General features: G+C 44.7%; 14 protein-coding genes. 7 read left to right on the plus strand and 7 right to left on the minus strand.

The features are described from left to right. Window positions 1-7 precede the first annotated feature (7 nt). The 4 genes from HRU23_00895 to HRU23_00910 all read right to left on the minus strand — a co-directional run bounded on the left by HRU23_00895 (window position 8) and on the right by HRU23_00910 (window position 2,415). Entirely contained in the window at window positions 8-397 is a 390-nt protein-coding gene (locus HRU23_00895; GenBank protein ID NRA52685.1) for a hypothetical protein, read from the minus strand. Window positions 398-716: 319 nt separating this feature from the next. Further along, window positions 717-890, minus strand: coding sequence for a hypothetical protein (locus HRU23_00900; GenBank protein ID NRA52686.1), 174 nt, complete (start codon window positions 888-890; stop codon window positions 717-719). Between the two features lie 35 nt (window positions 891-925). Continuing rightward, window positions 926-1,729, minus strand: coding sequence for a transporter substrate-binding domain-containing protein (locus HRU23_00905; GenBank protein ID NRA52687.1), 804 nt, complete (start codon window positions 1,727-1,729; stop codon window positions 926-928). Between the two features lie 263 nt (window positions 1,730-1,992). Then, window positions 1,993-2,415 carry a hypothetical protein gene (locus HRU23_00910; GenBank protein NRA52688.1) on the minus strand — a complete coding sequence of 141 codons (423 nt, stop codon included), beginning with the start codon at window positions 2,413-2,415 and terminating at the stop codon, window positions 1,993-1,995. A 254-nt stretch (window positions 2,416-2,669) separates the two neighbouring features. Here HRU23_00910 and HRU23_00915 point away from each other — a divergent pair, with 254 nt between their 5' ends. After that, window positions 2,670-3,032 carry a pseudoazurin gene (locus HRU23_00915; GenBank protein NRA52689.1) on the plus strand — a complete coding sequence of 121 codons (363 nt, stop codon included), beginning with the start codon at window positions 2,670-2,672 and terminating at the stop codon, window positions 3,030-3,032. A 157-nt stretch (window positions 3,033-3,189) separates the two neighbouring features. On the opposite strand, the gene fdhA is transcribed toward HRU23_00915, so the two are convergent. Next, the gene (fdhA, locus tag HRU23_00920; protein NRA52690.1) at window positions 3,190-4,386 is read right to left on the minus strand and encodes a formaldehyde dehydrogenase, glutathione-independent; all 1,197 of its coding nucleotides are present in this window, start codon (window positions 4,384-4,386) and stop codon (window positions 3,190-3,192) included. Window positions 4,387-4,745: 359 nt separating this feature from the next. Continuing rightward, the gene (gene nhaC, locus HRU23_00925) at window positions 4,746-6,239 is read right to left on the minus strand and encodes a Na+/H+ antiporter NhaC (protein ID NRA52691.1); all 1,494 of its coding nucleotides are present in this window, start codon (window positions 6,237-6,239) and stop codon (window positions 4,746-4,748) included. A gap of 304 nt (window positions 6,240-6,543) precedes the next feature. Between nhaC and HRU23_00930 the strand changes: the two genes are divergently transcribed. The 6 genes from HRU23_00930 (at window position 6,544) to HRU23_00955 (ending at window position 15,096) form a co-directional block, all read left to right on the plus strand. Then, on the plus strand, window positions 6,544-7,272 hold the full coding sequence (locus HRU23_00930; protein NRA52692.1) for a response regulator: 729 nt from the start codon (window positions 6,544-6,546) through the stop codon (window positions 7,270-7,272). Beyond that, window positions 7,269-8,051, plus strand: coding sequence for a transporter substrate-binding domain-containing protein (locus tag HRU23_00935; GenBank protein ID NRA52693.1), 783 nt, complete (start codon window positions 7,269-7,271; stop codon window positions 8,049-8,051). Before HRU23_00930 ends, HRU23_00935 begins: the two co-directional genes overlap by 4 nt. Before the next feature lie 58 nt (window positions 8,052-8,109). Next, entirely contained in the window at window positions 8,110-10,404 is a 2,295-nt protein-coding gene (locus tag HRU23_00940; protein NRA52694.1) for a response regulator, read from the plus strand. A 119-nt stretch (window positions 10,405-10,523) separates the two neighbouring features. Then, complete coding sequence (gene pgi, locus HRU23_00945; GenBank protein NRA52695.1) at window positions 10,524-12,146, plus strand: glucose-6-phosphate isomerase; 1,623 nt, start codon at window positions 10,524-10,526, stop codon at window positions 12,144-12,146. A gap of 126 nt (window positions 12,147-12,272) precedes the next feature. Next, window positions 12,273-13,703, plus strand: a complete 1,431-nt coding sequence (locus HRU23_00950; GenBank protein ID NRA52696.1) for a mannose-1-phosphate guanylyltransferase/mannose-6-phosphate isomerase — start codon at window positions 12,273-12,275, stop codon at window positions 13,701-13,703. A gap of 25 nt (window positions 13,704-13,728) precedes the next feature. After that, window positions 13,729-15,096: a phosphomannomutase CpsG gene (locus HRU23_00955; GenBank protein NRA52697.1), complete on the plus strand. Its 1,368-nt coding sequence runs from the start codon at window positions 13,729-13,731 to the stop codon at window positions 15,094-15,096. On the opposite strand, the gene HRU23_00960 is transcribed toward HRU23_00955, so the two are convergent. Further along, entirely contained in the window at window positions 15,097-15,996 is a 900-nt protein-coding gene (locus tag HRU23_00960; GenBank protein NRA52698.1) for a DMT family transporter, read from the minus strand. Window positions 15,997-16,045: the final 49 nt, after the last annotated feature.

The following is a 16,045-nucleotide window of genomic DNA, read 5'->3' on the forward strand; positions in this document are numbered from 1 at the left end:
CGTCGACTTAGTAGTCGAAGTTATCATTGACCAAGATTGAAATAGTCACGACAAGCCAAGCAACGGCTTCAAGTTGATCGTTGTAATAAATAGGGCTAATCGCTGATACCATCCAGCCTAAACCTGCGGGATTTAGATAAGCTTTGGTCCAAACCGTATTGCGCTCAGGATTGTGATTTTGATCGGCAAAGTAGCAAAAATTGTTATCCTTTAGCACTATATCTGGACCAAATTGCGACGGTACATCCGTAATAAAGGAATAAGTTCGATTCATATCGTCGTTTGTGTTCAAGTAGGCTTGCGTGACTATGCTATTGGTATCAACAATACTTTTAAGTAAGGGATCTAGTGGTTCGCTACAGCTAGCTTTGGTATCTATTTTGGTGATTTTGAACAACAGAGGCTCGGCCCACCATTATTAAGATTTATTAGCCTTGCTATAACTCGTTCAGTTGTTGATTGCTCAGTTCCATTAACAGGGAATTTAATGCCATTAATTGGCTTTTCAATAGCTCTAATTACTGCTGTGATTCTGAATCTTGTTGATTTTGTAATTGCTGGATTTGCTGCATGATTTCGCGTATTTGTTGGTTAAGTTCGTCAATAATGTCTGCAATCGAGTTGGTTGAGTCGGTTTCTGTTACTGAAAGGTTGTTTTTCGCTTGATGCTCGGTGAGCTCGCGACCATAAGCATGGCGTTGCGCTTGCGATATTTTTTATTGCCCTTGCCCTTGGGCAGATATGGTAAGGACTGTTGATGCTGTCTCTGGTGAGGTTGGTGCGCTTACTTTAGTAACCGGAACCGGGGTGATATTGCCGTTATTATCTCTGCTAGCATTATGATTTATTGGTGCCGTATTAATGTCGACAAACTTTCCTATTGAATTCATTACGCTCTCTATTTAATTGTCGACAACTCAAGCAATTACTTTAGCATGCCAGATCCTGATTTTTGATGACTTAGCTCAATAGGTCCGAGCTGATATTTATTTAAAATTTGCTGATATCTTTCCGTCGTGATCAGCTTTTTTATTTCAATTGAAAATTGCTTAGCCAGTTGCTTGGCGGCAGGCTTCGCTTTTGAAAATGCGAAAAAAGCCGGAGCGACATCAATCTGCGGGTTAATAAAGTCAATTTTATCGAATATTTCAGCGTGTTTAGCATGCATACTTATAACGGATTTATTGGCGACCGCCAAATCTATTCTTGCTCGAAGTAACATTCTAAGTAGCTGAGACTCATCGACAGCTAACTGTTTATTTAGCTCTTGAGCATTGTCATAGGCGGCGCCATGTGAGGAACCTCTAACATTGCCAAACTTATAATGCTTCAACTTGCTAAGATCACCGTCAAACTCAATGGCAGCGCCTCTTTTGCTTACCAAATAACTGCTGTCATATATATGGGGAATATCAGTGTAGATGACGTCTGCTTGCCTCGCTGGCGTTTTGAAATATAGAATGACCATATCTATATTACCTTGACGTAAATATAGTTGAATGCGTGACCAAGGATACTGCTCAAACACTAATGTGTGGCCTAAGTTGGCTGCAATATGTTGAGCTATTTCGATAACAGCACCGCGCATCACACCATCTTGTTCGAAGTAATACGGCGGGTAGTAAATGTTGCCGATCCCGACTTTAAGCTCTTTTGCTTGCACTATTAACGACGATGTCACTAGCACGCTGCACGAGAGCAATAACGCGAATAATTTTGTTGAGACCATACTCTCTCCTTTATCAGCATAAAATATGTGACATTAAACCTGTGTCATTGTAGTTAATGAACTGCGTATCAGCAAAATGGCTAGCACTTAATCTGAAAACATTTCGAAATATATTCGATGGCAGAGGGGAAAGAGTTAAGTCAGCTTAGTACATATTAGTAGTGGCAATGAAGTGAGCGATTTTGTAACGAGCATAAACGGACTAAATCAATGATTCTTTGGTTAGTCCGTAAATGTCAGGTGTTTAGCAAAATTTGGTGGAATTAATGCAGTACTTGAGGTTCTTCGTTTAACCACGCTGCGGTTGCCTCTAACGCTTCGAGACAGTTTTCACAAATAGGATAATGTTCGCTAAAATCGAGCAATGGACTAAGAGTTACCGTTAAGGCGTGCATTAACTTGGTACGAAATGACGGAGATAAAGAGTCATTTTGTAGCGAGGTTAGCGGCCATTGGTGCGCCATGGTCAGGTAGCGTAGAGCCGCCTTGTGTTGATCTTGCACTTCAAATAAAGCAGACAACTTATGCAGGCTATTAATCCACGCCATCATTAATTGAAAGTCTTCGCGATCATTAGCCCATTCCTGCTCGATTAAATCGATCGCATTAAAATAATATTGTTCGGCATCAAGCCAGCGATATTGCTGACTGCATGCATCGCCATTGTTAATAAAATCTTGCCACATCAGCGGATAGACCTACGAAAGTTAATAGTTAGCCTATTTGTAACTGATAATCATTATCAAGTAAAGTGGTTTTTTATAATCAAATGGTAGCACTCGATAATGGTTGTAATTGATAATCATTATCATTAAAATGGTGCGTTTATCAATTCACTGGTGGAAAATATCTTATGATCAAACGTACAACAATGACTGCTACAGTACTGACGCTATTGGCTTGTAGTTCATGGCTTAATGCGGCTGAGTTTACCGTAAAAATGCTTACTTCTGGTGCTAATGGCCAGATAATGGTAATGGAACCTGCTTATCTTAAAATAGCGCCAGGCGACACCGTAAATTTTGTGCCAGCAGATCCTAGTCATAATGCGCAATCGGTATCAATTCCGGCGGGGGCAAGTTCGTTTGCTACGCCTATGGGCAAAGAGGGCAAGGTTACTTTCGGCAAGGAAGGCGTTTATGTCTACAAATGTTTACCACATGTAACGCTTGGCATGGTGGGCGTTATTCAGGTTGGCAAGGCGGTTAATCTTGAGCAAACAAAGCAATTTCTAACTGGGTTTAAGTCAACGATCGCGATGAATAAAGAGCGAGTTGATCAATATATTGCACAGGTTAAATAGCAAGTTGATTAAGAGATCTCATTAAGTAATAACGAGATCTAATCTTAATGATCTGGACATGATCAGGGCATGATCTAAAGATAAGATCATCAAAAAGATGATCTGGCTATCTTGCGGTAGCCAGATCATCTAATAATCTGAGAGCCAGATGTTATCGTTAAGCGACCATACCGTGAGGATCGATCACAAACTTTTTAGCCGCGCCATGATCAAATGCATCATAACCTTCTGGTGCGCCATCAAGTGAAATAACCTGAACATTAACCGCTTTGGCAATGTCGATTTTATCCCACAAAATAGCCTGCATCAGATTGCGATGATACTTCATCACCGGACACTGACCCGTGACCATATAATGAGACTTAGCCCAACCAAGACCAAAATTCATGCTTAGCTGACCAGTTTTAGCCGCTTCTGTTGCTGCACCGGGATCGCCAGTAACATACAAGCCAGGAATACCAATGCCACCCCCGGCACGAGTCACTTCCATCATGGTATTAAGCACAATGGCAGGTTGCTCTTTATGATGGCTACAGCCATGGCTGTGAGCTTCAAAACCAACACAATCGACACCGCAATCGACCTCTGGCGTGCCGAGGATCTGTTCGATCATTTCGTGAACCGGAGTATCTTGACGTAAATCGATGGTTTCACAACCAAAGCTGCGTGCCTGAGCTAGGCGATCAGGGTTCATGTCGCCAACAATCACACAAGCCGCGCCTAATAATTGAGCTGAAGCTGCTGATGCCAGACCCACTGGTCCTGCGCCAGCGATATAAACCGTTGAACCTGGTTTAACGCCAGCACTAACCGCGCCGTGATAACCGGTCGGGAAAATGTCAGATAACATGGTAAGATCTTTTATTTTTTCTAATGCTTGATCTTTATCTGGAAATTTAAGCAGATTAAAGTCGGCATAAGGCACCATCACATATTCTGATTGCCCACCAACCCAGCCGCCCATATCAACATAACCAAAGGCAGCGCCAGCGCGACCAGGGTTTACATTAAGACAAATGCCCGTCATGCCTTCTTTACAATTGCGACAACGGCCACAAGCGATATTAAATGGTACAGACACAATGTCGCCCACTTCTAAATATTCTACATCACGACCTTTTTCGATCACCATGCCAGTAATTTCATGGCCGAGCACTAAACCCGGTTCAGCGGTCGTACGGCCGCGTACCATGTGCTGGTCACTACCACAAATATTGGTGGTAACAACTTTTAAGATCACACCATGCTGGCAAGATCTATTGCCAATAGCGAGTTTAGGGTAGGCAATATTTTGTATTTCAACACTGCCAGGGCCGGTATAAACCACGCCACGGTTTCCATGATTTGAACACATATTCAAGCTCTCTTATTATCGCAATGGCATTGCCTACGTGATAGTACGTTGCCATTGATATTTTAGATGAATTATTGCCAGTAACACGACGGTGGATACGGCAATTTCGAGGTCCTAAACCACCTGTTTTGTAGCGGGTTTGTTCCTGCAAATTTAACAGCTGGTTAACTATCAGATTAACGTGTTGCGAGTTTATTAGGCATGCCTATTCAAGACATCTGCATGCCTTAAAATGACAAACGGGTGTTTTAATTTAGAGAGAGGTATTAAAGTTAGTGAGTTATTAAATGTTTTGTGGCTGGCTTTAATAATCTAAAGTCAGCCACTTTGTAATGGTGTCGCTTGGCACCATTAATTGATCAAACGTTGCCCGTTTTAAGGCTGTTTGGAGTTAATTCAGCCAGCTGCTCTTGCGCTTGGCGCTGGGCGTCTGCCAGCTCGATATCAGATATCTTGGGCGAGAATCGTCCTAACGCAGCATAAATCAAGCCGATGATTGGTGATAACCAACAGGCGAATGCCAATGGAATATAAAGTAAGTTCTCGATATTACCTTCAGCTATACCAAGCCCCAGTGAGGTGATAACAATAGCGCCGCCTGCATTCCATGGAATTAATGGTGAAATTAGAGTGCCACCTTCTTCAACAGCGCGAGAAAGGTTAAGTTTTGAATAACCTTGTTTAACATAAGTTGGTGCGAACATCCGGGCCGGCAGAGCAATTGACAGGTAAGGGTCGCCAGCAATTAAGTTGGTCGCAACCGCGGTTCCTGTAGCAGCAGCTTGCAGGCCAAAGAATGAATTGACCCGACGTAGCATCGTTTCAACAATGGTATCTAAACAGTGAGTTCGCTCTAGCGCGCCGCCAAAACCTAAGGAAATTATCACTAAGGTGATAACCCAAGTCATTGATTGAATGCCACCACGATTTAACAAGCTGTCGATTTCGCTGACGCCAGTTTCAATTTTGTAACCGGACTGCATATAGTTGAATACATCATGCAATGAAGCGTCTTGCGCTAGCATCGCCATAATTGCGCCAACCGCCACACCGGCAAATAATGATGGTAATGCCGGCATTCTTTTTAGCGCCAAGGCAATAACTAGTAATGGCGGTAGCAATAACATCCATGACAGAGTGAAGTTACTCTCTAAACCAGTGGTGATCGCTGCAATTTTAGAAAAGTCGACTTGGGTTGAACCAATGATGTTAAAACCGACGAACAAGTAAATAACTAACGCTATCAGCATTGCCGGCACGGTCGTTGGCATCATATTGCGAATGTGGTCAAACAGGTTGACCCCCGTTACTGCTGGTGCCAAGTTTGTGGTGTCTGAAAGTGGCGATATTTTATCACCAAAAAAAGCACCGGATACTATGGCACCTGCGGTCCAGTACATTGGAATATCAAAACCGGCGCCAATGCCCATTAAGGCTAAACCAACGGTACCGACGGTGCCCCAAGAGGTGCCGAGCGAGACCGAAACTACAGCACAAAGGATCATGCCAGCCGCTAGGAATAATTCTGGCGTTAGCACTTTTAGGCCGTAATAAATCAATACTGGCACAGTACCGCTGGCAATCCAAACCCCAACGATCATGCCGACCGTGATTAAAATAGCGATTGAAGGTAGCCCAACTTTGATCACGTGCATCACACCGCTTTCGATGTCGTCCCAACGATAACCGCGAAACCAACCTAAGGTTGCGGTGATGGCCAAACCAATCGCTAGTGGGATGTGCGGGGTAAAGTCTCCGAAATAAAACAGTTGGACTGCGAGTACTACAAGCGTCAGAGCAATGGGCAATATAGCCATGCCGAAACTGGGTTTTAAATTTTTGTTATTATTCATTGTTTAGCTCCAGTTAAACCTAGGGAAATAATTTACGGGATCAAAACACCTTAATTTCGGCTCACTAACTTGAGGTGTTTTTTTAGCCTGCGCTCAAAACACTAACTGTTAGATGTAAATCAGCGATTAACAACTTGTAACAATATGTAAATGGGAGATGGTTGTTTTTACGGCTGTACAAGGAAGGTAATCAAGCCTTTTCAAGTTGTTTGAACTTGTGCTAAGTTGGCGCCTAAATATTGTCGATAGCTCATAATGTTAAACCAGATGCTAAGACTGAAAATGCGACAGTGAGGGGATAATCATGCAGACAGATGCGACTATTTTAGTGGTTGATGATGATCAGCTGACCCGACAGTGCTTGGGAAGTTATTTTGAAAACGCAGGTTACCGGGTTTTTTATGCCCAAACTGCAGAGCAAGCCGAGCAGCTATTAGCGCGTGAATCGGTTGAGCTTATCTTGCTTGATATTCGGATGCCGGGTAAGGATGGCCTGACTCTGACCCGTGAGTTACGAGTAACTAGCGAGGTCGGTATTATTTTAGTCACAGGGAGCCAGGATGAGGTTGATCGCTTAATTGGGTTAGAGTGCGGTGCTGATGAATATGTGACCAAGCCTTTTAATCCGCGTGAAATTTTAGCTCGGGTTAAAAACCTAGTGCGGCGAGTTAGGTTGTGCCGTCAAATTCAATTACAAGATCATAAATCGGGCAGGATCACAGCGTTTGATCGCTGGCAACTTAATCCGCTATTACGACAGTTAATAGATCAAAAAAATAATCAAGTGCAATTGACTGAGGGAGAATTTCAATTGCTCAAGACTTTAATGGATCACGGAGGCAAGATCATGAGCCGTGATCAAATTCTTGATCAAATTCGTAATCGCGAATGGGTACCAAATGATCGAACCGTTGATGTCTTAATTGGTCGCTTACGCCGAAAGCTCGGCGATGATCCTGCTAGCCCGCGTTTGATCTTAACCGTACATGGGGCAGGATATTTATTTACATCTAAGCTGGTTGATGTCAGATGAAATACATCGCTGTGTTATGGCTGTGTGGAGTCTTTTTTAGTAGTCAGGCTCGTGAATTAATCGCCTGCGGTCATCCCGATTATCCGCCAGTATCTTGGGCCGAAAATAATCGATTAGTCGGTGTGGCTCCAACGGTAGTTCGTCAGTTATTTAAAGAGCTTGGTTATGAGGTAAAACTTCAAGCATTAGGCAATTGGAAGCGGTGCTTGTTGGAAGTAAGCAAGGGCCGAGCAGACATTGTAGTAGCGGCTTATCATATAAAAAGTCGCGAACCATTTTTAGATTTTAGCACGCAACCTATTATGGCTGATCCAATCGGGATCTTTGTTAATAGCGACAAAATCAGCCACTATCAATCACAAGTCGATCTTAAAGGCAAAACCACTGGTTTATTATTGGGCGATAGTTTTGGCGATCAATTTGATCGTTTTATCAAGCAGCACACCAAGATCGAATATGTTTCTCAAGGGCAACAAAACTTTGAGAAATTGGCACTGGCCAGAATCGACTTTATGCCCATAGGCATTAGTACTGGCGCGTTGCAAAGTCAAAAGCTCGGCTATCAACAACAAATTAGTTTGGCCCCTTTAACGATAAATACAGAACATTATTTTCTGGCGTTGGGGCGAGGCAGTAAATTGAGTCAGCATTTACCCTACCTCAATCGGCGTTTGAGTGAGCTTGAAGCGAGTGGCGAAATTAAGCGACTAATAACTAAATTTAGTCAGCGCTATCTTAAGCTTGAGCATCAATCTGAGGTTAACATTGAAGCGAACTAAAGCCACTAAGCTGCGTCATTTAACCCAGTACGCTAAAGAGCATCCGCTGGGTTATCGGATGATGTTATATGTCACCTTATCGAGCTGTATTTTTATTGTGTTATCGACCGCTTTGCAGGTCGTGGTCGATTATCGCCGCGAAATGCGCAATATCGATCATCAGCTACAGCTAGTGCGTAGCAGTTATTTGGCTAGCTTGTCGCGCAGTTTATGGGATCTTGATCAAGGGCAGCTTAATTTGCAGTTAAAGGGCATTAAAGCAATGCCAGATATTGCCTATCTTGAATTAGAGGATCATAGCGCGCAGCGAACAATACGTCTGCCGCAGCAGTTTACATTGGCAGATCAACAAGTGAGGATCCATCGCTTTGATCTTAGCGTGATCAAAGGAAATGGCACACCGCGACATTTGGGGCGACTGGCAATCGCGACTGATTTGTCTGCGATCTATAGTCGAGTGTGGCGCACAGGTTTTAGTATTTTATTTAATCAAACGTTGCTCGTATTAATGATCATGGTGGTGATCATGATCATTTTGCAGCGTCAGATCACCCGCCACCTTGAAGGAATGGCGCGCTATAGCCGCGAGATCGGGGCTGGTGAGTTCGAAGCGCCATTGGTATTACAGCGCAGTAAGCCAAGCAAACCCGACGAATTAGATCAGTTAGCAGCGGCGCTTAATGATATGCGATTGGCGATTGGCCAAGACATAGATCGGCGAGATCAAGAGCAGCAGGCGCTACGCTATAACCGTGATCAACTCCAGCAAATGGTTGATGTGCGCACATTAAGCCTGCAACAAGCCAAAGAAGCTGCCGAGCAAGCCAATAATGCTAAGTCACAGTTTTTGTCGACCATGAGCCATGAAATACGCACGCCGATGAATGGCATGCTTGGCATGATCCAATTGCTAAGCAATGACCAAATGAGCACGCTGCAACAACAACGAATTGATATATTGCACGACTCGACCCAAGCCTTGCTTGAAACCTTTGATCATGTGTTGCGTTATGGTCAGTTAGAGGAGGGCGGTTATGTCTGCGTGAAATCGTACTTTTCGCTCCAGCAACTACTCGATAGTGTAGTGGGGCTGATGTTATCTAAAGCGCAGCAAAAGAACTTAAATTTGCGGCTTGAGTTTTCGCAATCATTGCTTTCGTATTATGGCGCGGCAGGCAGCTTGCGCCAAATTTTGACTAATTTGTTAGCCAATGCGATTAAGTTTAGTGAGCAGGGTGAAATCGTCTTGCAAGTCGAGGTGCTTGAAACAACGGCGCAAACACAGCAGTTGTGTTTTTCGGTCAAAGATAACGGTATTGGCATTGAGCCTGAGTTGTGCCAACAAATATTTGAGCGATTTGTGCAGGCCGACGAGTCAATTACGCGCCGTTTTGGTGGCACCGGATTAGGTTTGTCTATTTGTCGTCAGTTGAGCGAGGCAATGGGCGCACGCATTGGGGTAGAAAGTAGCCCCGGTCAAGGCAGTTGTTTTTGGTTGCAGGCCAATTTTCAGCTGGCTAACGCCAGTGATGTACTTGCCAATAATCCGCTGCCGCAGCTGCCCGATCTTAATATCTTGTTAGTTGAAGATGTGGAAATTAATCAGCAAGTGGTTAAGGGCTTGCTTGAACAGCACAGCTTAACCTTGGTTGAGGATGGTGCAAGCGCTATCAAGTTAGCCTGCCTACAACGTTTTGATATTATTTTGATGGATATGCACCTGCCCGGATTAAGTGGTCTTGATGTTAGCCGACATATTTGGCAACACCGACAAAGTCACAATCGCGCGACCCCGATTATTGCCTTAACGGCGAGTGTCCGTCCTGCCGATATTGAGCGTTATCTTAACGCCGGATTGCAAGGTGTCGTTGCAAAGCCGGTTCAGCGCGATGTATTGCTAACTGTGTTGCAAGACGCGCTTTCGCAGCGCCCTGCTAATGAACTAAATGAGCAACCGCTGATTGAGGCTAAACCGTCATTTGCCTTGTCCGATCCAGCGACTTTGGCAATGCATATTGAATTTCTTGGTGAGAAGAAACTTAACCAGTTAATGCAGAGCTTTGTGGTGACAATGCAAGATACTTGGCCCGATTTACAGCATCAGGTTCGCCAAGGCGACCGCCATCAAGTGCTAGAGCTAGCCCATAAATTGGCTGGGTGTTGTGACATGTTAGGTTTTGCGCGAGCAAGTTTGCAATTACGGCAATTAGAGCAAGCTGCAGCATCGACTAGCTTTGAATTGTTAGAGCAACAGTTAGAACAACAGATAGAACAACAGCTAGAACAACAGATAGTATCGCTGCAATCAGTTATCGCCCAAAGTATTGAGTTCGCTCAAGCCTATTGCGACTAAACCCTATCGCTAACTTTGATCTTATACATTAAGACGATACAATTGATAATAATGAAATCAACCGCACAAATTTAAGCTTAAAGTCGCGCTTGATCGGGCTAATTAATAGATTGGAATATATGGAACATAAACTACAAGAATTGGCGCAGCGCTTTTTAGGCCAGTCAATTGCAGGGCATTTCGCCGCTGATAATCAGCGCTTTAACCAATTTAGTATCGACGCTGGTGGCTTGCTGCTCGATTATTCAAAGCAGAACCTCAACGCGGAGGTGATATCACAATTAGTTGACTGGGCTAATGAGCGTGGCTTGACGAGCAAAATTAATGCGATGTTTAATGGCGAAAAAATTAATAATACTGAAGATCGCGCAGTTTTACATACTATTTTGCGGGCGCCAGCAGCAACTCAACTTGAGGTATTAGGAGGTGAACTCGCTGCTGAAGTACAGCAAACAGATCGTAAGATGGCGCAAATCGTTAAGCAGTTATTGGCAGGTGAGCGCTGTGGTTTTAGCGGCAAGGTCTTTACTGATGTGATAGCTGTTGGCATTGGTGGTTCATATTACGGGCCTAAAGTTTGCCATGAAGCATTAAAGCCCTATCATCAGTCGCAACTTAACGTTCATTACCTAGCTAATGTCGACGGTACGGCAGTCGCTGGTAAGTTAGCGCAACTTAATCCTGAAACGACCCTAGTGGTGGTTATTTCAAAAACCTTTACCACCCAAGAAACCATGCTTAATGCCAAAGCGTTAACAACTTGGCTAAAACAGGCGGGTTGTAATGAGGCACAGTTGGCGTTGCATTTAATTGCAGTGTCGGCAGCGCCGCTTAAGGCGCAAGCGTTTGGCGTGGCGCCTGACAATATTTTACCGATGTGGGACTGGGTTGGCGGCCGATTCTCGTTATGGTCGGCAGTTGGTTTTCCATTAGCTTGTGCGATAGGTTATGACAATTTTGAGCAATTGCGTGCCGGTGCTTATGAGATTGACCAGCATTTATTAACCGCGCCGTTAAGCCAAAATATGCCAGTGCTATTGGCGTTAATCGGCATTTGGAACTGCAGCTTTATGGGGTATAACAGCTTGGCTGTTTTGCCTTATGACCACTTATTGCGTGATTTCCCCGGCTATTTACAGCAAGTCGATATGGAAAGCAGCGGTAAGCGGGTTGATGTCGACGGTAACGAGATAACGCTGGCGGTTGCCCCTATTGTATTTGGTCAAGAAGGCACCAACGGTCAGCATGCATTTATGCAGTTAATGCATCAAAGTCATCAAGTGATCCCGGTTGAATTTATGGTGGCGCTGCAGGGGCAAAGTCATTACACCGAGCATCACCAAGTATTGGTCGCCAATTGCTTTGCCCAAAGCGAAGCCTTAATGCAAGGTAAAACGGTGAGCCAAGCTTATGCTGAGTGCTTGGCCGAAGGAAAAAGTGAACAGCAGGCGCGTGCATTAGCACCACATAAAATGATGCCGGGCAATTCACCCAGCTCGACCCTTGTTTATGAAAAGCTAAGCCCTAAAGTACTGGGCAGTATCATGGCGTTGTATGAGCACAAGATATTTGTGCAGGGTGCAATGTGGAACCTTAACTCGTTTGATCAGTGGGGCGTTGAATTGGGTAAATGTCTTGGTAATTCAGTGATGGCGGTCTTTAACGGCGCTACTAACGAGCAGCTTTCAGGCTCGACTCAGGCCTTGATTGAGCGCTTTAAACACGCTGAACTTAAGTCGTAACTATCTTCGTTATCTCCTAGCTCTGCACTGCTCGCCGCGCTAAAATAAGCCTTTTATTGCGCGGCGATAATATTCCCCTATACTTTTAATCATACCAATCGCATTTTTTATATCAGGGAGTGATTTATGTTAGTTCCAGTAATTATGGCTGGAGGTTCTGGTACTCGGCTGTGGCCGTTATCACGTCAGCACTTTCCAAAGCAATTCTTACCCTTAGTCAATGAATCCACCATGCTGCAAACCACCCTAAGTCGTTTAGAAGGTTTACCGATTGAGCGCTCAATTACCATTTGCAATGAGCAGCATCGCTTTATCGTCGCAGAGCAGTTAAGACGCACCGGTGAGTTAGGCACGATAATTTTGGAGCCGGCAGCTAAAAATACCGCACCGGCGTTGGCACTGGCGGCGTTAAGCGCTCAAAGCAGCGGCGAAGATCCAGTTTTGTTGGTATTAGCTGCTGACCATGTAATCGAAGATGAAGCGGCGTTTCAGAACGCGGTGAGCCGAGCGCTGGTATTTGCCCAGCAAGACAAATTAGTCACCTTTGGCATAGTGCCAGTCGAAGCGCATACCGGTTATGGTTATATCAAACAAGGAAGCAGCCTCGACAATGGCGCCTATCAAGTTGATAGTTTTATTGAAAAACCCGACGCACAAACAGCGCAACAATATCTCGAGTCTGGGCAGTATCTTTGGAATAGCGGCATGTTTTTATTTAAAGCCAGCCGTTATCTCGAAGCCTTGGGGCGTTTCCGTCCCGATATTTTAAGCGCTTGTCAGCAATCTATCGCGACCCTTGAGCCTGATTTAGACTTTGTGCGGGTCGACCCAATTGCCTTTGCAAAATGTCCTGCCGAATCGATTGATTATGCAGTAATGGAGCCATTAGCATCGCTTGGCGATGATGTGGTGGTAATGCCGCTCGATGCCGGCTGGAATGATGTTGGCAGTTGGTCTTCATTGTGGAAATTGGCAGAAAAAGACTCAGCAGGCAATCACTTGCACGGTGATGTTATCGCCCACGATACGAATAACAGCTATGTGCGGGCGCAAAATCGCTTAGTGGCGACGATTGGCATCGATAACTTAGTGGTCGTAGATACACCAGACGCGCTTTTAGTGGCGAGCCTTGATCGGGTGCAAGACGTAAAAATCATTGTTGAGCAATTAAAACAACAGCGCCGCACCGAGGCGACCACGCATCGTGAAGTGTATCGGCCGTGGGGAAAATATGACTCGATTGATAGTGGTGAGCGCCATCAAGTGAAACACATTACGGTAAAGCCCGGGGGTAAATTGTCGGTGCAAATGCACCATCATCGGGCTGAGCACTGGATTATTGTTAGCGGCACGGCGTTAGTAACCAATGGTGATAACGAAATATTATTAACTGAAAACCAGTCGACCTATATTCCAATTGGGGTTAAACATGCGCTGGAAAACCCAGGTAAAATTGCGCTAGAGCTAATCGAAGTGCAATCGGGCGCTTATTTAGGCGAAGACGATATAGTGCGTTTTGAAGATATCTATGGCCGTGTGAACAAGAAAAACCTTTAATCACTTAACATCGCAGGAGGCGATAATGACCACCGAACTAAGCTGTTTTAAAGCCTATGATATTCGCGGTAAGTTAGGCAGTGAGCTTAACGAAGATATCGCGTATCGGATTGGCCGCGCCTATGGTCAGTTTCTTAACCCGACCACGGTAGTTGTTGGTGGTGACATTCGGCTAAGTTCAGATGCATTAAAGCAGGCACTGGCTAATGGTTTGTTAGACTCAGGGGTCGACGTGATAGATCTTGGCATGACCGGGACCGAAGAAATTTATTTTGCGACCCAAAATTTAGCAGTCGATGGTGGCATTGAAGTCACAGCCAGTCATAACCCGCGTGACTATAATGGCATGAAATTAGTGCGTGATAACGGCAAACCTATTAGTGGCGATAGCGGCTTGAACGAGATAAAGCAGCTGGTGGCACTTAATCAGTTTACCCCAGTGACTAAGCGTGGTCGCTTAAGCCGTGGTGACAACCTAGCACCTTATATTGATCACTTAATGAGTTATATTAAGCCGCAAAATATTCGACGCTTAAAATTAGTGGTTAATGCGGGCAATGGCGCGGCGGGCCATGTAATTGATGCAATTGAAGCACAGTTTAAACAGCTTGGCATTGAGGTTGAATTTATTAAGGTTCATCACCAGCCCGATGGTCATTTCCCCAACGGTATTCCCAACCCCTTGTTAATTGAAAATCGCGCAGCCACTAGCGAGGCAGTGATTAAACATGGTGCCGACATGGGCATTGCGTGGGATGGCGATTTTGACCGTTGTTTTTTGTTTGACGAGCAAGGGCAGTTTATTGAAGGGTATTATATTGTTGGTTTGTTGGGAGAAGCGTTTTTGAGCCACAATGGCGGCGCTAAAATTATTCATGATCCACGGCTCACCTGGAACACGATAGACTTAGTTGAACAGGCGGGCGGTCAGGCGATTATTTGTAAAACGGGTCATGCCTTTATTAAAGAGCGGATGCGCCAAGAAGATGCGGTCTATGGCGGTGAAATGAGTGCCCATCATTATTTTCGCGATTTCGGTTATTGCGATTCAGGCATGATCCCTTGGTTGTTAATTACTGAAATGTTGTCGCTAAAAAATCAATCGCTATCGCAATTAGTGGCGCAGCGCATTGCGTTGTTTCCGGCGTCGGGAGAAATTAATAGCACCTTGGCCGAGCCGCAGGTTGCGATTGCTCGAGTTAAAGCACGGTTTGATGCAGGAGCCGTCAAGGTTGAACACATTGACGGCTTGAGCATTGAACATCTAAATTGGCGCTTTAATTTACGCAGCTCCAATACCGAACCTGTGGTGCGGCTTAATGTTGAATCGCGCGGCGATGTCGCATTGATGCAACAAAAGACCCGCGAAATTTTAGCGTTGTTAACGAATTAGTCAGTCGCTAGTTTGGCGCTGTTGCCGTTTTTTGTTATTAAAGAACATTGCGATGGTACCAGCGCTAACAATGATTGCGGCGCCCGCATACCATTGGTTAGTCGGGTATTCTTGCCACCAAATAGCACCAACTAATGCGGCGAACAAAATTGAACTGTAACTTAATAAGCCGATAGTCGTTGCTGGTGCGATAGTAAATGCCTTAGTTAGCATCAATTGTGCCGCGACCGCGCCAAACCCTAAGACCAATAACAGCCCTAAACTGGCTAAGCTAATCGGTTGCCACGCCAGTGGTAATAACAAGCCGCTGATAATAAATGACAAAAATGAGAAGTAGAATACGATACGTTGACTCGACTCAGTGGCGGTCATTTTACTTATAGTCGCTTTAGATACCGCCACTAACATTGCGCCGATAATAATCATCACAACTAATCCAGTACTAATGCCCGCATTAGCGCCTTGCTCATTACTTTTGGCGTACAAACATAATAAAACCCCGACAAACCCTAAGATAACCGAACAGATCCCCGCTTTGCTTTGCGGCTGCTTTAACCACAGGGCGGCCAACACCGGAATAAAAAAGGGTGCCAGCATTAGCACCATCGCGGCGTTGACTAAATCGGTATGAGTGATGGCATAAAAGTAGATAAACATCGCACTTAATCCGGCAGTGGCCCTGAGCAGGTGCAGTTGTATTTTTTCGGTGCGCACTGCGCTGAGTCTTTTTCTAAACAACCATGGTAATAGCGGCAGCAGTGAAAATAAATTGCGAAAGAAGATCATTTGAATTTGGCTGACCTCGGCACTGAGATATTTCACGAGTGCACTCAGGCCTGCAAAGATCATTTCTGAGGCTAGCACTAATATTACGCCGTATAACAGGTGGATTTGTCGCATCTGGATTCTTTTGGATTGATGAAGGCGTTATTATCTAATATCAATGGCT

The sequence above is a fragment of the Gammaproteobacteria bacterium genome (assembly GCA_013214945.1).
Taxonomy (GTDB): Bacteria; Pseudomonadota; Gammaproteobacteria; order Enterobacterales; family Psychrobiaceae; genus Psychrobium.